The organism is Arthrobacter sp. G.S.26 (assembly GCF_050847375.1).
Lineage (GTDB): Bacteria > Actinomycetota > Actinomycetes > Actinomycetales > Micrococcaceae > Arthrobacter.
Genome location: NZ_CP193752.1, coordinates 2,112,527 through 2,129,708 on the forward strand (window position 1 = coordinate 2,112,527; position 17,182 = coordinate 2,129,708).

General features: G+C 66.4%; 16 protein-coding genes. 14 read left to right on the forward strand and 2 right to left on the reverse strand.

Annotated elements, in window-relative coordinates; all coding sequences use genetic code 11:
* The first annotated feature begins 32 nt into the window (after positions 1-32).
* The 14 genes from dop (at position 33) to ACRB8A_RS09615 (ending at position 15,553) form a co-directional block, all read left to right on the forward strand.
* Positions 33-1,652 carry a depupylase/deamidase Dop gene (gene dop / locus ACRB8A_RS09550; protein ID WP_432246029.1) on the forward strand — a complete coding sequence of 540 codons (1,620 nt, stop codon included), beginning with the start codon at positions 33-35 and terminating at the stop codon, positions 1,650-1,652.
* Positions 1,653-1,738: 86 nt separating this feature from the next.
* The gene (locus ACRB8A_RS09555; RefSeq protein ID WP_015937113.1) at positions 1,739-1,942 is read left to right on the forward strand and encodes a ubiquitin-like protein Pup; all 204 of its coding nucleotides are present in this window, start codon (positions 1,739-1,741) and stop codon (positions 1,940-1,942) included.
* Between the two features lie 80 nt (positions 1,943-2,022).
* Complete coding sequence (gene prcB, locus ACRB8A_RS09560) at positions 2,023-2,844, forward strand: proteasome subunit beta (protein WP_056600323.1); 822 nt, start codon at positions 2,023-2,025, stop codon at positions 2,842-2,844.
* 1 nt (position 2,845) lies between these two features.
* On the forward strand, positions 2,846-3,568 hold the full coding sequence (prcA, locus tag ACRB8A_RS09565; protein WP_050687317.1) for a proteasome subunit alpha: 723 nt from the start codon (positions 2,846-2,848) through the stop codon (positions 3,566-3,568).
* Between the two features lie 8 nt (positions 3,569-3,576).
* Complete coding sequence (gene pafA / locus ACRB8A_RS09570) at positions 3,577-4,941, forward strand: Pup--protein ligase (protein ID WP_050687316.1); 1,365 nt, start codon at positions 3,577-3,579, stop codon at positions 4,939-4,941.
* Positions 4,942-5,051: 110 nt separating this feature from the next.
* Positions 5,052-5,978 (forward strand): FKBP-type peptidyl-prolyl cis-trans isomerase, encoded by a 927-nt coding sequence (locus ACRB8A_RS09575; RefSeq protein WP_056600321.1) that lies wholly within the window; start codon positions 5,052-5,054, stop codon positions 5,976-5,978.
* Positions 5,979-6,050: 72 nt separating this feature from the next.
* Complete coding sequence (locus tag ACRB8A_RS09580) at positions 6,051-6,446, forward strand: FKBP-type peptidyl-prolyl cis-trans isomerase (protein WP_050687312.1); 396 nt, start codon at positions 6,051-6,053, stop codon at positions 6,444-6,446.
* Between the two features lie 144 nt (positions 6,447-6,590).
* Positions 6,591-8,573, forward strand: a complete 1,983-nt coding sequence (locus ACRB8A_RS09585; protein ID WP_432244567.1) for a helix-turn-helix transcriptional regulator — start codon at positions 6,591-6,593, stop codon at positions 8,571-8,573.
* A 10-nt stretch (positions 8,574-8,583) separates the two neighbouring features.
* Entirely contained in the window at positions 8,584-8,937 is a 354-nt protein-coding gene (locus tag ACRB8A_RS09590) for a hypothetical protein (RefSeq protein WP_050687308.1), read from the forward strand.
* A gap of 26 nt (positions 8,938-8,963) precedes the next feature.
* Positions 8,964-9,248, forward strand: coding sequence for a Sec-independent protein translocase subunit TatA (gene tatA, locus ACRB8A_RS09595; RefSeq protein WP_050687306.1), 285 nt, complete (start codon positions 8,964-8,966; stop codon positions 9,246-9,248).
* A gap of 48 nt (positions 9,249-9,296) precedes the next feature.
* The gene (gene tatC / locus ACRB8A_RS09600; RefSeq protein WP_050687408.1) at positions 9,297-10,091 is read left to right on the forward strand and encodes a twin-arginine translocase subunit TatC; all 795 of its coding nucleotides are present in this window, start codon (positions 9,297-9,299) and stop codon (positions 10,089-10,091) included.
* Between the two features lie 20 nt (positions 10,092-10,111).
* Entirely contained in the window at positions 10,112-13,012 is a 2,901-nt protein-coding gene (locus tag ACRB8A_RS09605) for a DEAD/DEAH box helicase (RefSeq protein ID WP_050687304.1), read from the forward strand.
* A 55-nt stretch (positions 13,013-13,067) separates the two neighbouring features.
* On the forward strand, positions 13,068-14,720 hold the full coding sequence (locus tag ACRB8A_RS09610; protein ID WP_432244568.1) for an amidohydrolase: 1,653 nt from the start codon (positions 13,068-13,070) through the stop codon (positions 14,718-14,720).
* 95 nt (positions 14,721-14,815) lie between these two features.
* Positions 14,816-15,553, forward strand: a complete 738-nt coding sequence (locus tag ACRB8A_RS09615) for a polyprenol monophosphomannose synthase (protein ID WP_432244569.1) — start codon at positions 14,816-14,818, stop codon at positions 15,551-15,553.
* Between the two features lie 83 nt (positions 15,554-15,636).
* Here the strand turns inward: ACRB8A_RS09615 and ACRB8A_RS09620 are convergent, their stop codons facing one another.
* Both ACRB8A_RS09620 and ACRB8A_RS09625 read right to left on the reverse strand, forming a co-directional pair.
* The gene (locus ACRB8A_RS09620; RefSeq protein ID WP_013600997.1) at positions 15,637-15,984 is read right to left on the reverse strand and encodes an RNA polymerase-binding protein RbpA; all 348 of its coding nucleotides are present in this window, start codon (positions 15,982-15,984) and stop codon (positions 15,637-15,639) included.
* Positions 15,985-16,232: 248 nt separating this feature from the next.
* Positions 16,233-17,174 carry an SPFH domain-containing protein gene (locus tag ACRB8A_RS09625; protein ID WP_050687229.1) on the reverse strand — a complete coding sequence of 314 codons (942 nt, stop codon included), beginning with the start codon at positions 17,172-17,174 and terminating at the stop codon, positions 16,233-16,235.
* Between the last annotated feature and the right edge of the window lie 8 nt (positions 17,175-17,182).

A 17,182-nucleotide genomic window follows, 5' to 3' on the forward strand; every position in this document is an offset into this window, starting at 1 on the left:
TCGGCGGGGGAGCGCTCCCGGCCGGCGGGGCCATGCGGGTCATGGGCTCGGAAACCGAATATGGCATCCACGCGCCCACCGCACCGTCAGCCAATGCCACCATGATGAGCGCCAGGGTGGTCCAGGCCTACGCACAGGTGACCCGGCAGCGTGCGGCAGGCGGGGCCGAAACCCGCTGGGACTACACGGACGAGGAACCGCTGCACGACGCCCGCGGCTGGACTGTTGACCGCGGCGCGGCACACCCGAGCCAGCTGACGGACCAGCCTCCCGTGCTGGACGCCGAGGCCGTGGCCCTGGCGTACGGCCGGGAGGAACTCGAACTGGACGGACAGGACGAATCAGGCACCCTTCTGATGAATATGGTCCTGGGGAACGGCGCCCGGCTCTACGTTGACCACGCGCACCCCGAGTACTCCAGCCCCGAAGTAACCAACCCGCTGGACGCCGTGACCTGGGATGCGGCCGGGGACCTCGTGGCGCTGGCCACCGTGCGGCGCCTCGCAGCGGATCCCGAACTGCCCCCCGTGAACCTCTACAAAAACAACACGGACAACAAATCCGTTTCCTACGGTTCCCACGAAAACTATTTGATGCCCCGGTCCGTGCCCTTCGGTGACATTGTCCGCGGACTGACACCCTTTTTCGTCACGCGCCAGATCATGTGCGGCGCAGGCCGGGTGGGACTGGGACAGGACAACTCGGCCGCCGGCTACCAGATCAGCCAGCGGGCCGACTTCTTCGAAGCGGAAGTGGGACTGGAAACCACCATCCGCAGGCCCATCATCAACACCCGCGACGAAACGCACGCCACCGCCGACAAATACCGGCGCCTGCACGTCATCATCGGGGACGCCAACCTTTCCCAGGTGGCCAACTACCTGAAGTTCGGCACCACGGCGATGGTCCTGAGCCTGATCGAAGCGGGCCTCGCGCCCAAAGTGGAGGTCTACGAACCCGTGGCCGCCCTGCAGGCGGTCAGCCACGACACCGGCCTCACCGGCAAACTGCGGCTCATCGACGGCCGGCGCGTCAGCGCCCTTGACCTGCAGTGGATGTATCACGAAGCCGCCGCCAAACTGGCCCAGGATACCGGCGTCGCCGATCCGGTGGACGGCGACGGACACACCCACGGCGTGCTGGAACGCTGGGCCACCGTCCTGACGCAACTGGACACCGACCGGGCAGCTGCCGCCTCATCGGTCGAATGGCTGGGCAAACTCTCCCTCCTGGACGGATACCGGCAGCGTGACGGGCTCGACTGGAACGATGCCAGGCTTGGCCTGGTGGACCTGCAGTGGGCAGACATCCGGCCGGAGAAGGGCCTGTACCACCGCCTGCTGGCACGGGACCGGATGCAGCGGATCACCCCGGATGCTGCCATCGCGGCGGCAATGACGGAGCCACCACCGGATACACGTGCGTTCTTCCGCGGCCGGTGCGTCAGCACGTTCGGCAAGGACGTGGTGGGGGCCAGCTGGGACTCCGTGATCTTCGATGTCCCCGGCTACGGCCGGCTGCAGCGTGTCCCCACCCGGGAACCGCTGCGGGGCACCAGGGCGCTCACCGGCGGGCTGTTTGCCCGCCACCGGGAAGCGGGTCCATTCCTCGCTGAACTGCTGGGACACACCACCGCTCCGCCTGCGGCGTAAACCACGCCGGGAGGTGCGGCCCGTGGCAGGATGGGCATATCGGAGGATCCGCCGGATCCAAAGACTGAATATTGGAAGGAAACATCATGGCAGGCCAGGAGCAGCAGCAGCCGCAGTCGCGGGACAGCCAAGTCGACGAAGACATCCCCGAGGCGCCGCCGGCACCGCCCGAAGCGCAGGCGTCAGCCTCCACCGAAGGTGTGGATGACCTCCTCGACGAGATCGACGGCGTCCTGGAATCCAACGCCGAGGAATTCGTCCGCGCGTTTGTCCAAAAGGGCGGCCAGTAACCGCAGCACCCAGGTGGCGGAAGCCCCGGACGGCCGGAATCTGAAGCGACGTCGAAGGACCACGTTCAAGGAGTGCATGAGTGCAGGAATCAACCGCCAACAAGGTAGCCGCCTACGCCACCTCGTCCTTTACCGAACACCTCCAGCGTGAACGGCCCGAACTCCTGCCGTTCACGCGGGCCCTCCCGACCGGGGCCGCCGTGACAGCGCCGCTCCAGGTCCCGCACGCCACCACCATCGTGGCCATGGGCTACGCGGGCGGCGTGTTGATGGCGGGGGACCGCAGGGCCACCATGGGCAACGTCATTGCCAGCCGGCACATTGAAAAGGTGTTCCCCGCTGACCGGTTCTCGGTCCTCGGGATCGCCGGCACCGCGGGCATTGCCATTGACCTGACCCGGCTGTTCCAGGTTGAGTTGGAGCACTACGAAAAAATCGAGGGAACACTCCTCAGCCTTGAGGGCAAAGCCAACCGGCTCGGCGCCATGATCCGCGGCAACCTGCCGCTGGCCATGCAGGGCCTGGCGGTAGTGCCGCTCTTCGCCGGATTCGATACCGGCGCCAACGCGGGCCGGCTGTTCTCCTACGATGTCACCGGCGGCCGGTACGAGGAACACGAACACCACACCGTGGGTTCCGGGTCCGTCTTTGCCCGTGGCGCCCTGAAAAAGCTGTGGCGGCCCAATCTCACCGCCGCCGAAGCCTTGGCCGTAGCGGTCGAGGCCCTCTACGACGCCGCCGACGACGACTCAGCCACGGGCGGGCCTGACACCGTCCGCCAGTTGTGGCCTGTGGTCTACACCGTTGACAGCACCGGTACCCGACGGGTTCCCGACGAAGAGCTCGGGGCGGCCGCGAGGGCTGTCATCGAGGCACGCACCATCGCCGGACGGGAGGCCTGAGATGACACAGCAGTTCTACGTCTCACCCGAACAACTCATGAAGGACCGCGCCGACTTCGCGCGGAAGGGCATCGCCCGTGGCAGGTCCGTGGTGGTCATCAGCTGTGGCGAAGGGATAGCTCTCGTCGCGGAAAACCCCTCCCCGTCACTGCACAAAATCGGCGAGATCTACGACAAAATCGCGTTCGCCGCCGTAGGGAAATACAACGAATTCGAAAGCCTCCGCCAGGCGGGTGTCCGCTACGCAGACGTCCGGGGATACTCCTACGACCGCGAGGACGTCACCGCCAGGGGCCTGGCCAGCGTTTATGCGCAAAGCCTCGGCGCCGTCTTCACCACCGAACAGAAACCCTTCGAGGTTGAACTTGCGGTGGCGGAAGTCGGAGCCAGCCAGGAAGGCGACCACCTGTACCGGCTGACGTTCGACGGGTCCATCGCCGACGAGCACCGTTTTGTGGTCATGGGCGGCCAGGCGGATAAAGTCTCCGCCGCCATCGAGGACGGCTGGCGGACCTCGCTGACCCTGGCCGAGGCGGTCCGCCTCGCCATGGGCGGGCTGGTCCGGCCGGCGGCTGGGGCCGCTGAACCAGCGGGTGCCGCAGCGCCGCTGCCTGCCGGCGCCCTGGAAGTTGCAGTCCTGGACCGGCATTCGGAGGCAACACGCGGCGCGCGGCGGGCCTTCCGACGGCTCAACGACGCCGACATCGCCGCACTGCTGACCTAGGAGGACAGATGGACAAGAGGATCTTCGGCATCGAAACCGAATTCGGCATCTCGTATTCAAGCCCCGACTCGAGGCCGCTGGCCCCCGAAGAGGTGGCCCGGTACCTCTTCCGCAAGGTGGTGTCCTGGGGCCGTTCCTCCAATGTCTTCCTCACCAATGGGTCCCGGCTGTACCTCGATGTGGGGTCCCACCCTGAGTACGCCACCGCGGAATGCGACGACCTGGCCCAGCTGATCGCCCACGACCGTGCCGGCGAACTCATTCTCGATGACCTGGTGGACGAAGCGCAGGCCCGCCTCGCTGCGGAAGGGTTCAACGGCACCGTCTACTTGTTCAAAAACAACACCGACTCCGCCGGCAACTCCTATGGCAGCCACGAGAACTACCTCATCCCGCGCCGCGGCGAGTTCTCCCGGCTTGCCGAGATCCTCATCCCCTTCCTTGTCACGCGCCAGCTCATCGCCGGTGCCGGGAAGATCCTCAAGACACCGCACGGGGCGACCTACGCCTTCTCCCAGCGGGCAGACCACATCTGGGAAGGCGTATCCTCCGCCACCACCCGGTCCCGGCCCATCATCAACACCAGGGACGAACCGCACGCGGACGCCGAGTTCTACCGCCGCCTCCACGTCATCGTAGGCGACTCCAACATGTCCGAAACCACCGCCCTGATGAAGGTGGGCACGGTGGACCTGGTGCTGCGCATGGTGGAGGCCGGGGTGATCATGCGGGACATGCGGATGGAAAACCCCATCCGCAGCATCCGGGAGATTTCCCACGACCTCAGTGGCCGCGCGCTGGTCCGGCTGGCCAACGGGCGCCAGCTGACTGCCCTGGAGATCCAGCAGGAATACCTCACCAAAGTGACGGCGTTCGTCCGGGAGCATGGCGCCCACAACCCGCACGTCCCACTGATCCTCGACCTGTGGGAGCGGACGCTGAAGGCCATCGAGTCCGGCGACCACCGGGGGATCGACACGGAAATCGACTGGGCCATCAAAAAGAAGCTGATGGACAGCTACCGGAACCGGCACAGTTTGAGCCTGGACGCTCCGCGCATCGCGCAACTGGACCTGACCTATCACGACATCTCCCGTACCCGGGGACTCTATTACCTGCTTCAGTCCCGCGGCGCCGTCCGCCGGATGGTGGATGACACCGTGATCAAGGACGCGGTGGACGCGCCGCCGCAGACAACGCGTGCCAAGCTCCGCGGTGACTTCGTGCGGCGCGCCCAGGAACTGGGCCGCGACTACACGGTGGACTGGGTCCATCTGAAACTCAACGACCGGGCGCACCAAACTATCCTGTGCAAGGATCCGTTCCGGAGCGTGGACGAACGCGTGGATGCGCTGCTCGAGTCTATGGGCTGACACCCAGCTTTCCGGGCTATTCTTGAAAAGGCCCATTATTTGGGCTGCCGCGATAACGGCCGCTGCAAGCGGCGTGTCGCCCCCACCCTGCCCCGACGAAAGTTTCCAACGTGCGCCGACTACTAGCAATTCTCCTTCCCGGCCTGCTGCTGCTGACTGCCTGCGGCGGTACCGGTGAACCGGAGCCCACCAGCCAGTCCGCTGGCGAGACTGCAAAGTTCGACTCCCTCAAACTGACCGAAAACGGTGACAAAAAAGCCCCGGGCGTCGAATTCGACAAGCCCCTCGCGGTCACGGAACCCACCGCCAAGCTGGTTACCGAGGGCAGCGGTGACGCCGTCAAGGCCAACCAGATCGCCAACTTGTCCATCCTCGCCATCAACGGCGAAGACGGGGCAACCCTGGAAGACACCTTCCCCGCTGAGCCGGAAGCACTCGAGCTCAACGATGAACTGAAAACCGGCAGCGAGCTGGTTTACAACGCAATCGTTGGGGCCAAGGTTGGCTCCAGCATCGCCCTCGCCGTCCCCGGCCAGGCCGGCACCGCGGGTGCCCCGGCGCAGCCCACCCAGCTGCTGGTGATCAAGGTCATCTCCACCACCGAGGTTGCCCCGGTCCTCGAAAAGCCGGAGGGTGAAACCATTACCCCGCCGGCCGGGCTGCCGACGGTGAAGGAAAACGGCGACGGCATCCCGGAGATCAACGTTGACGGCGTCGCAGCTCCCACGGAGCTCATTTCCCAGGACCTCATCAAGGGCACCGGTGCCACCGTCAAGGAAACCGACACGGTGACGGCGAACTACGTGGGCGTCACCCTCGTGGGCGGCACCAAATTCGATTCCAGCTATGACCGCGGCAAGCCCACACCGTTCTCGCTGCAGCAGGTCATCAAGGGCTGGACCCAGGGCCTCGCCGGTAAAACGGTGGGTTCCCGCGTCCTGCTGGTGATCCCCAAGGACCTGGCGTACGGTGACGCAGGCCAGGGCGAAGCCAAGGGCGACCTGGTCTTCGTAGTGGACATTCTGGGCGTCAAGTAACAACATTTAAGACCGGAGCACGGGATTCCTCCGTGGCATCCCACCAGTAAGCACCAACGACAAGGAGCAACCATGTCCTTTGGACAGCGTGATTTCGACCGCCAGAAGCCCGAGATCGATTTCCCCGAGGGCGACGTCCCCACGGACCTGGTCATCACGGACCTGATCGAAGGCGACGGACCGGAAGCCCAGGCCGGCAGCACCGTCTCCGCCCACTACGTGGGTGTCGCCTGGTCCACCGGCGAAGAGTTTGATGCTTCCTGGGGCCGCGGCGCACCCCTGGACTTCCGGGTTGGCGTGGGCCAGGTCATCCAGGGCTGGGACCAGGGCCTGCTGGGCATGAAGGTTGGCGGCCGCCGCCGCCTGGAGATCCCTTCCGAGCTTGCTTACGGCTCACGTGGCGCCGGTGGAGCGATCAAGCCCAACGAAGCCCTGATCTTCGTTGTTGACCTGGTGGGCGTCCGCTGATCCGGAAGGCCCCCTGACCTGCCCGGGTCAGCCGGTTCCCGGCACCCTGGCAGGCACCGCAAAGCGCGGCAGCTGATCGGACCTTGCGTCCACATGCTGCCGCGCTTTGCGCGTTCCGGGCCGTCATTGAGTAACGTAGCAACCGTGTCCGCATCCCGCACTGAACGCCTCCTGAACCTGCTGATCGCCCTTCTCAACACCCGGTACGGCCTGCGCCGCAGCGAACTGCGGGAGACCGTGTACCGCACCGTCACCGGAAACGACGTGGCGTTCGGCCGCATGTTCGAACGGGATAAAAACGATCTCCGGCAGTTCGGCTTCGACGTTGAAACCCTGACGGACCTGGGCTGGAGCGAAGACGATCCAGCCACCACCCGGTACCGGATCGGCAAGGAATCCAACCGTCTTCCGGACGTCCAGTTCAGCCCGGACGAATGGACAGTGCTGCTCCTTGCCTCCCAGTTGTGGGAACGCGCGGCGCTGGGCACTGCGGCCCGCAGCGCAATGCGGAAACTTCAGGCGGCCGGCCAGATGGCCGACATTAAGCTGCCCGCCGGTGTGCAGCCCCGCATCAAGCCTGCCGGCCAGGCGTTTGACGACCTCGTAGCGGCCATGCACACCCGGCACCCGGTCTCCTTCGGGTACCGCGCCGCCTCCACCGGCCAGGAGGAACGGCGGACGGTGGAGCCGTGGGGACTGGGCAGCCGGTTCGGTCAGTGGTACCTGATCGGCTTCGACCGGGCCCGGCAGGCCGCCCGGCACTTCCGCCTTTCCAGGCTGACCAGCTCCGTGGAAACCCTGGCACGGGAGCAGTACACCCCACCTGCGGACTTCAACATCCGCCAGGAACTGGACCTCCTTCCCGAACTCCCGCGCCGCACCGCCGTCGTCGACGTCAGAACAGGACGCCTCCTGTCCCTGCGGCAACGGGCCGTTACCAATGATGTGGACCACCCGGCCGGACCCGATGCGGACTACGAACGCCTGGCACTCGCGTACCGCGACCCCGAAGTCCTGGCCGAGGAACTGGCCTCCTACGGACCCGACGCTGTGGCAGTTGCCCCGCCGGAACTCGCTGAGGCGGTGCAGCGCCGCCTCCGCGCCGCCGCGGACTTCAGCGCAGCGCCCGTTCCCCTCTTCACCCTTTCCGGAGCACGATCCCGGCAGGACAGGGCAGGAACAGCCGAGGACCAGCTCAAACGTATGCTTCAACTGGTCCCGTTCCTGGTCCACAATCAAGGACTGCACATCCAGAAAGTGGCCCGGCACTTTGGCATCTCCCGCCAGGAACTCGAGGCCGACCTGCGGATCCTGATCTGTTCCGGGCTCCCCGGCGGATACCCGGATGACCTCCTGGACATCCAGTGGGAGGACGACCACGTTTTTATCAGCCAGGACCTGGACCTGAACAGGCCGGTCCGGTTCACAGTGGAGGAAGCCTGCGCCCTGCTGGCCGGGCTGGAGACCCTCAACGGCCTGCCGGAACTGGCCGGGGGAGGAGCCCTGGAATCAGTGACACTCAAACTTATGGCGGCAGCCGGCGAAGCCGGGCTCCGGGCGGGGTCGCTGGCAGGACCCGCCATGGCGCCTGCCGATGCCGGTGTCCACACCACAGTCCGGGACGCCATCAGTTCCGGCTCGCAACTTCACCTGACGTACCTCTCACCCCAGCGCGACACCGTGTCGGAGCGGGACGTGGACCCGCTGCGGCTCTTCTCGCTGGACGACACCTGGTACTTCGAGGCGTACTGCCACCTGGTGGACGGGCTCCGGAACTTCCGCCTCGACCGGGTCCAGGACCTTCGCCCCACCGGCACATCGATCAGCACGGATGCCACGGCCCTCGCGGCCGGCTCCGGCAGAATGTTCGCAGCGAACGACGGCGATACGTCCGTAACAGTCCAACTCACCGGGCAGGGGCGGGGACTTGCGGATGAATACCATGCGGCGCGTACCGCGGAACTTCCCGACGGCGGCCTGGTGGCGGAAATCCAGTTCGGCAACACGGCGTGGCTGCCCATGTTTGTGGCCCAGCACGGTGGCCAGGCCCGCATCCTGGCACCGGCAGGCCTGGCCGACGCGGCCCGGGAATGGCTCGCTGCGTCGCTTGCCCGGTACGGCGGCTAGACTCGAAACCATGCTTTGGTGGTCCTGGATTCTAATATGGGTGGCGCTTGTTGCGCTGGCCCTGCTGCTGTTCCTCCTTTTAGGCATCCGGCTGTTCCGGAAATTCATGGCCACGGTCAAGGACCTGGGCGCAGCAGGCGAAAAACTGGGCCACATCAGCCCCGTGTTCCTTCCCGAACCGGCGCCTGCTCCCGACCGGATGCCGGCCGGATCCGCTGTTTTTGCCTCACCCGAGATCATGAGACATGATTACGAGGCCGCCAAAGCGTCACGCCGGGAAGAACGGCGGCGCCGCCGGGTGCAGCGCAGGACAGACCGGGGCCAACTGCAGGCGCTCGGAGATCTCGACTTCACTTCGAAGTAGGATGTACTTAGAGGAAAGGATTTCCCATGGGAAGACTCTTTGATGGCCCCTGGCCCATCGTTATCATCATCGTTGTAGCACTGCTGCTTTTTGCCGCGCCCAAACTTCCGGCGATGGCGCGGAGCCTTGGCCAGTCGATGCGGATCATCAAGTCCGAGGTCAAGGAAATGAAGAACGACGGCAAGACTGACGGCGACGCCGCCGATGCCTCAGGTCCCGTCGAAGGCCGGGTAGTGAACCACCCGCGCCCCGAAACCCCGTCCAGCGGCAACGCTGACGGTACGGACGTACCGCCCTCCACCCGCGCGTAGTTCAAGGTGGCACAAAAGAAGGGCCGCAAAGCCAATCCGGAAGGCCGGATGGCTCTTTGGGACCACCTCAAGGAACTCAAGAACCGGTTGATCAAGTCGGCCATCGCCGTGGTGCTGGCCGGCATCGCCGGCTGGTTCCTTTACGATCCGGTGGTCTTCAACCTCTCTGAACCGCTCATCACCATCGCGCAGCAGACAGGCCGCACCGCGGTCCTGAACTTCGCGACCATCGCGGATCCGTTCGCGTTCAAGATCCAGATTGCCATCCAGATCGGCCTGGTCATCTCCAGCCCCGTCTGGATCTATCAGGTGTGGGCTTTTATCACCCCTGGCCTGACGGGTAAGGAACGCCGGTACACGCTGGGATTTATGGCCGCGGCCGTACCGCTGTTCCTCGCCGGCGTTTTTGTCGCCTGGCTGGTCTTCCCCACGGTGGTTCGGGCCCTCCTTCAGTTCACCCCCACCACAGGCGCCAACAACGTCTCAGCCACTGACTACCTCACGTTTGCCACGCAGATGTTCCTGATCCTGGGGGTTTCCTTCCTGGTGCCGGTGATCCTGGTCGGCGTCAACATGGCCGGCGTGGTCCGCGGCCGCACCATCCTGAAGGCCTGGCGCATCATTGTTTTCCTGGTCTTCGTCCTCGCCGCCCTGGCCGCACCCGGCACGGACGCGCTGTCCATGGTGATGCTGGCGGCTCCGCTGCTGATCCTGTTCTTCGCCGCCATCGGCCTGTGCATCATCAACGACAAGCGCAGGGACAAGCGTGAGGCAAAGGTCGCCGCTGAGACGGACGCCACCGCGGACGTCGCCACCCCCGGCAGTGAGCTCAAGAAGCTCTAAGCTCCCGCTAGGCTTGGGACATGTTCTCCACCACCGGGCCCACCGATCCTGACGAGTTATCACCGGCAGAGAGATACCGTGCCAACGCGGAACGCCAAGCCGAAAACGCCACGTACCTGGGGGCTTTCACCAGGACCCTGGAGTTCGAACTCGATGACTTCCAGCGCCAGGCCTGCCGTTCCCTCCAGGAAGGCAGGGGAGTGCTGGTGGCGGCGCCCACCGGTGCCGGCAAAACGATCGTTGGCGAATTTGCCATCTTCCTGGCCCTCCAGCGCGGGCTGAAAGCCTTCTACACCACACCCATCAAGGCCCTGAGCAACCAGAAATTCACTGAGCTCGGCGAAAAATACGGCGCCGAAAACGTGGGTCTCCTGACCGGCGACACCAGCATCAATGGCGATGCGCCGGTGGTGGTGATGACCACCGAAGTCCTGCGGAACATGCTGTACGCGGATTCCGCCACCCTTGATGACCTGGGCTACGTGGTGATGGACGAGGTCCATTATTTGGCCGACCGGTTCCGCGGCGCCGTCTGGGAAGAAGTGATCATCCACCTTCCCAGCGAGGTGCAGGTCGCCTCCCTGAGCGCAACTGTTTCCAACGCAGAAGAGTTCGGGGCCTGGCTGGACACCGTCCGCGGCGACACGGACATCATCGTTTCCGAGCACCGTCCGGTGCCGCTGTGGCAGCACGTGATGGTGGGCCGCCAGATCGTGGACCTGTTCGCCGGCGAGACCACCTTTGATGAGATCGCCCCGCCAGTGGACGCCTCCGGCGCTCCGGCGACCGTCACCGCAGCTGCCCCCGGGAGCGGCTTCGATGTGAACCCCGAACTCCTCTCCGTGGCCCGCAGCGAGGGACAGCAGGGCTTCCGCAGCAGGCCTGGCTCCGGCGGACGGAACCAGCGCGGCCGGCGCGGCGGCTCCGACCGGCCGGCCCGCGGCGCCCAGGAACCCGGGGTCCGCAGGGCCAGCAGGCCCCAGGTGATCGCCAGCCTGGACCGGATGGACCTGCTGCCGGCCATCACGTTCATCTTTTCCCGGGCAGGCTGTGACGCCGCCGTTGCGCAGTGCGTCTCCTCGGGGCTGTGGCTGACCACGGAGCAGGAGCAGCAGGTCATCGCCCAGCGGGTTGACGCTGCCGGCCAGGACATCCCGCCGGACGACCTGGATGTCCTGGGTTTCTGGACCTGGCGCGACGGGCTGCTGCGCGGCTTTGCTGCGCACCACGCCGGCATGCTCCCCACCTTCAAGGAAGTGGTGGAAAAACTCTTTGTGGACGGCCTGGTCAAGGCCGTATTTGCCACCGAAACCCTCGCGCTGGGCGTGAACATGCCGGCCCGGTCCGTGGTGCTGGAGAAGCTCGATAAGTACAACGGTGAGGCGCACGTGGACATCACCGCGGGCGAGTACACCCAGCTCACCGGCCGTGCGGGCCGCCGCGGCATCGACGTGGAGGGCCATGCCGTGGTGCTCTGGCAGCCCGGCACCGACCCCACAGCGGTCGCAGGCCTGGCCTCCAGGCGCACCTATCCGCTGAACTCCAGTTTCCGGCCCACCTACAACATGAGCATCAACCTCCTGGCCCAGTTCGGCCGCGCCCGGGCCCGGGAAATCCTGGAGTCTTCCTTCGCCCAGTTCCAGGCGGACAGGTCAGTGGTGGGCCTGGCCAAGCAGGTCAGGAGCCGGGAAGAGTCCCTGGCCGGATATGCCAAGTCCATGACCTGCCACCTGGGCAACTTCACCGAGTACGCGCGCCTGCGCCGGGAACTTTCCGACGCGGAGAACGCCGGCACCAAATCCAAGTACCGGAACCGGAAGTCCCTGAGCGATGACTCCCTGGCCCGGCTCCTGCCGGGGGATGTAGTAGACGTTCCCGGTGGGCGGGCCCCCGGCCCGGCGATTGTGCTCAGTTCGGACCACGGCAGCCGTGAGCCCCGGCCTGCGGTCCTGACCCTGGACAACCAGTTGCGCCGGATCGGCACTGACGACCTTGAGGGACCCATCTCACCCGTCACGCGGATCAGGATCCCCAAGTCGTTCAACGCGAAGGTGCCCAAGTCCCGCCGCGACCTGGCCTCCTCCGCCCGGAACGCGCTCCGTGAGAACCGTCCGCTGGCCCCGGGCCACACCCGCAACGACGACTTCGGCCGGGCAGCCGCGCTGCCGGACCAGGACAAGCGCATCACGGAACTGCGCCGCGCGCTCCGCGCGCATCCCTGCCACGGGTGCAGCGAACGTGAGGACCACGCCCGTTGGGCTGAACGCTGGTGGAAGCTCCGCCGGGAAACCGACGGCCTGGTCCGGCAGATCCAGGGCCGTACCAACACCATTGCCAAGACTTTCGACCGTGTCTGCGACGTCCTGTCCACCTACGGTTATCTCGAAAGCGCCCCGGACGGCAGGCTGTCCATCAGCCCCGACGGCCAACGGCTCCGCCGGATATACGGCGAAAAGGACCTCCTCATCTCCCAGTCGCTCCGGCTGGGCGCATTCAACGACCTGGATGCCGTGGAAGTCGCGGCCCTGGCCAGCGTCCTGGTCTACCAGGCCAAACGCGAGGACCGGGGCCTCCGGCCGCGCATGCCCAGCGTCTCACTGGAGACGTCAGTGGACCTTGTGGTCCGGGAATGGTCCGCCCTGGAGGACGTGGAAGAGGACAACAAACTTCCCCTGACCGGCGAACCTGAACTCGGGCTGGTGTGGCCCATGTACAAGTGGGCCCGCGGCCGGCACCTGCAGGAGGTCCTGAACGGGACTGACCTCGCAGCCGGCGACTTTGTCCGCTGGGTCAAGCAGGTAGTGGACCTGCTGGACCAACTGGCCAAGATCCCCGGCCTGGAGCCCCGGCTTTCCCGGCTGTGCGCCGAAGCCATCGCCCTGATCCGCCGGGGCGTTGTGGCCTACTCGTCCGTTCTCTGACTTTTTCCCGTCCGCCGGCGCCCGCCGGCCCTTCCCCTGAGGAGCCCCGCCCTACATGACCACCCCGGAATCCCCGTCCGCAGGCCGCCCCAAAGCAGTGCTTTACCGCAACGGGTCCGTCTACACCGCCGCAGACCCCTTCGCCACGGCCATGGTGGTGGAGGGCGGCACCGTGGCCTGGGTGGGGTCCGAACAGGCGGCCACGTCCATCGCGGACAGTTCCATGGAGATCATTGACCTACGCGGCGCCTTGGTGACCCCCGGGTTCGTGGACTCGCACGCGCACCTCACCGAGACCGGCATCGCGCTGGGCTCCCTGGCCCTGGGCAGTACCGCCTCGGCGGCTGAACTGCTGGCGGCCGTTGCTGCGGCGCCGGGCCAGGGCACCGTCCTGGGGCACGGCTGGGATGAAACGCGGTGGGCTGACGCGACGCTGCCCACCGCTGAGGAACTCGACCGGGCCGCCGGCGGCCGTGCCGTGTACCTGGCCCGGGTGGACGTCCACTCCGCCCTCGTGTCCGCAACGTTGGCCGGGTCCGCGGAGCTTCGGGGCAGGGACGGGTTCGACGGCGGCCCCCGGGTCCGCCGGGACGCGCACGCAGCGGCCCGGCAGTTCACCAGGGCATTGCCGGCCGCAACCCTCCGGGAGCACCAGGCCCGGGCCCTGGCCGAGGCTGCAGCCAACGGGTACGTGGCGGTCGCCGAGATGGGAGCCCCGCACATCGGCGGCGCCGAAGACCTCCGGATCGCGGCCGCCTGGAATGAAGGAGCCGCAGGTGCCCCGGCGGTTCCCGAGGTGCTGCCCTACTGGGGTGAGCTGGCGGAGTCCGAGGCGCACGCCCGCAGCATCCTGGACAGCTTCGGTTTTGGGATCCGCGGCCTGGCCGGTGACCTGAACATCGACGGCTCATTGGGGTCCCGGACGGCGGCGCTCCGTTCCGCCTACAGCGACTCAGCGGAGCAGGGCACGCTGTACCTGGGCGTGGACGAAGCCGCGGCGCACCTGGCCGCGTGCTCGCTGCTGGGCATCCAGGGCGGCTTCCATGTGATTGGCGACGCCGGGCTGGACGCGGCACTCGACGCGCTGGACCTCGCCGCGGAACAGGTGGGCGAGCAGCGGGTCCGCGCCGCCGGGCACCGTTTTGAGCACGTGGAAATGGTGGACGCCGCCGCGGTGGCGAGGCTGGCTAAATACGCCGTCACCGTCAGCGCACAGCCGGCGTTCGACGCCGCCTGGGGTGGACCCGGCGGCCTGTACGAACAGCGGCTGGGGGAGCGGAGCCGGGGAATGAATCCGTTCGCCACCCTCTACGCACAGGGAGTCCCTGTCTGTTTCGGCAGCGACAGCCCGGTCACGCCCTTGCGGCCGTGGTCCAGCATCCGGGCCTGCCTGGAACATCACAACCCGGACCAGCGGATCTCCGCCCGCGCAGCGTTCCTGGGCCACACCCGTGCAGGCTGGCGGGCAGCCCGGCATCCCGACTTTATGGCCGGGCAACTGGTTCCCGGCGCGCCGGCAAGTTTCGCGGTGTGGGAGGTCGAAGAGTTGATGGTGCAGGTGGCGGATGGCCGGGTCCAGTCGTGGAGCACTGATCCCCGCGCCAGGACGCCGCTGCTGCCGGCCCTGGATACCGGGACCGACCCGACGTGCCTGCAGACGGTGAGCAACGGCGTCGAACTCTTCGCGAGCCCGGCCCTGCGTCACTGACCGGCGCCCCGTCCGCCCTATAATGGGTAGTTGCGCCCGCCGGTGACCCGCTCACCCTCTGGTGCATTGACCGCTCCTCCCAGGAAAGGCCCTCTGTGCGCGTCCTTACGATCATCCCCACTTACAACGAACTGGAATCGCTGCCCAAGACGCTCCAGCGCCTCAGGGCCGCCGTCCCGTCGTCGGACGTGCTGGTGGTTGATGACAACAGCCCTGACGGCACCGGCAAGCTCGCCGACTCCATCGCTGCCGACGACGCCCAGGTCCACGTCCTGCACCGTAAAGGAAAGGAAGGCCTTGGCGCCGCGTACATCGCCGGCTTCGGCTGGGGCCTCGAGGCGGGCTATGACGTCCTCGTGGAGATGGACGCTGACGGCTCCCACCAGCCCGAGCAACTTCCCCAGCTCCTGGAAGCCATCGAACAGGGCGCCGACCTGGCCATGGGATCCCGCTGGGTTCCGGGCGGCAGCGTGGTCAACTGGCCGCTGTACCGCCAGGCCATTTCCCGGATCGGCAGCACCTACGCCCGCCTTATGCTGGGCCTGAAGATCAAGGATGTCACCGGCGGCTACCGTGCCTTCCGGCGGACCACCCTGGAGCGGCTGAACCTGGACCAGGTGGACTCGGTGGGCTACGGCTTCCAGGTGGACCTCGCTTGGCGGGTGGCCCGGATGGGCATGCGCATCGAGGAACGGCCCATCACGTTTGTGGAGCGCGAACTCGGGGCGTCGAAGATGAGCGGCAACATTGTGGTTGAGGCCATGATCAACGTCACCAAGTGGGGCCTGGCTGCCCGTTGGAAGGCTCTGACCGGCAGGAAAGCCGCGATCTGACGGCTCCCGCAGCCGTTCCGGCTGAACAGAAAAGGGGCCATCCCGCACCGAAGTGCGGGATGGCCCCTTTTCTGTTGCGGCAGCTAGGCTGAGCGACGCTCTCCGCGGCGTTCCCGCAGGATGGTCAGGCGGTCCTCAAGGATCTGCTCCAGCTCGGGAAGGGACCGGCGTTCCAGCAGCATGTCCCAGTGCGTGCGGACAGCTTTGTCGTTGCTGGTGTCGGGGCGTTCGCCGTCCACCAGGAGCGCTTCCTTGCCGGTCTTCGAAACCCAGACCGGGGGAATTTCCGCTTCGGAGGAGAAGGTGACAAAAACCTGCTCGCCGTCTTCGCAGCGGTACTCGACCCGCTGGCGCGGCGCCGGCTCGACGCCGGACTCGGTCTCCATGCTCTGCGCGCCAAGGCGCATGCCCCGCAGGCTGCGATCGCTCATGATTTCTCCCTCTGGTCGTTACGCGGTAGGAAAACCCGCGCTGGCCGGCAGTAACGAAGCACCGCCGGACTTCTTTGTGCTCTGTGCTGCATCATAGGATTCAACGCATCGCGAAGCTGTGTTGTTCCAGCGGATTGCTCCAGCCGGACAAATACCCGAGTATACCGGTTCAACCGGCGCAGGCACAAAACAGGGGAGGGGACCCGCAGGTTACTGCGGATCCCCTCCCGGGCAATCAGCCCGGTGGTTCAGGGCTGGGCGGGCGCTGCCGGGGTGGCGGCGAATCCGTCCGCTGAGGGATCCGGGTTGGTGCCGCCCAGGGCGCCCCCGATTCCCTTCAGTGCCTCAGTGAGTTCGCTGGGGATGATCCACAGCTTGTTCGACGTGCCTTCGGCAAGTTTCGGCAGGGTCTGCAGGTACTGGTACGCCAACAGCTTCTGGTCAGGGTTGCCCTTATGGATGGCGTCGAAGACCTTCTGGATGGCTTGCGCTTCACCGTCGGCGCGGAGGATCGCCGCTTTCGCGTCGCCCTCAGCCTTCAGGATGGACGACTGCCGCTGGCCTTCGGCCGTAAGGATGGCGGACTGCTTGGTACCCTCAGCCGTGAGGATGGCCGCACGGCGGTCCCGCTCGGCGCGCATCTGCTTCTCCATCGAATCCTGGATGGAGTGGGGCGGATCGATGGCCTTGAGCTCCACCCGGGACACCCGGATGCCCCAGCGGCCGGTCGCTTCGTCGAGGACGCCGCGGAGCTGGCCGTTGATCTGGTCCCGGGAGGTGAGCGCCTCTTCGAGGTTCAGCCCGCCCACCACGTTGCGCAAGGTGGTGGTGGTGAGCTGTTCCACGGCCTGGATGTAGTTGGCGATCTCGTAGGTCGCGGCGCGGGCGTCGGTGACCTGGAAGTAGACCACCGTGTCGATGGAGACCACCAGGTTGTCCTCGGTGATCACGGGCTGCGGCGGGAACGAAACCACCTGTTCACGCAGGTCCAGCAGCGGCAGCAGCCGGTCCACAAACGGGATCAGGATGGTCAGGCCGGGATTGAGCGTGCGCTGGTACTTACCCAGCCGCTCCACCACGCCGGCCCGGGCCTGCGGAATGATCCGCACCGACCTGACCAGGACAATCACCACAAATATGATCAGGACTACCAGCACAATGGCCAGGGCGGTCCCTCCTGCGTTTTCCATACATCTCC

Bases quoted from the DNA above. Each gene is read 5' to 3' on its own strand.
- tatC (WP_050687408.1), top strand. From the start codon at position 9,297: ATGGCTCTTTGGGACCACCTCAAGGAACTCAAGAACCGGTTGATCAAG.
- prcA (WP_050687317.1), top strand. From the start codon at position 2,846: ATGACACAGCAGTTCTACGTCTCACCCGAACAACTCATGAAGGACCGC.
- ACRB8A_RS09590 (WP_050687308.1), top strand. From the start codon at position 8,584: ATGCTTTGGTGGTCCTGGATTCTAATATGGGTGGCGCTTGTTGCGCTG.
- ACRB8A_RS09580 (WP_050687312.1), top strand. From the start codon at position 6,051: ATGTCCTTTGGACAGCGTGATTTCGACCGCCAGAAGCCCGAGATCGAT.
- pafA (WP_050687316.1), top strand. From the start codon at position 3,577: ATGGACAAGAGGATCTTCGGCATCGAAACCGAATTCGGCATCTCGTAT.
- tatA (WP_050687306.1), top strand. From the start codon at position 8,964: ATGGGAAGACTCTTTGATGGCCCCTGGCCCATCGTTATCATCATCGTT.
- ACRB8A_RS09610 (WP_432244568.1), top strand. From the start codon at position 13,068: ATGACCACCCCGGAATCCCCGTCCGCAGGCCGCCCCAAAGCAGTGCTT.
- dop (WP_432246029.1), top strand. From the start codon at position 33: ATGCGGGTCATGGGCTCGGAAACCGAATATGGCATCCACGCGCCCACC.
- ACRB8A_RS09620 (WP_013600997.1), bottom strand. From the start codon at position 15,984: ATGAGCGATCGCAGCCTGCGGGGCATGCGCCTTGGCGCGCAGAGCATG.
- ACRB8A_RS09605 (WP_050687304.1), top strand. From the start codon at position 10,112: ATGTTCTCCACCACCGGGCCCACCGATCCTGACGAGTTATCACCGGCA.
- ACRB8A_RS09555 (WP_015937113.1), top strand. From the start codon at position 1,739: ATGGCAGGCCAGGAGCAGCAGCAGCCGCAGTCGCGGGACAGCCAAGTC.
- ACRB8A_RS09625 (WP_050687229.1), bottom strand. From the start codon at position 17,174: ATGGAAAACGCAGGAGGGACCGCCCTGGCCATTGTGCTGGTAGTCCTG.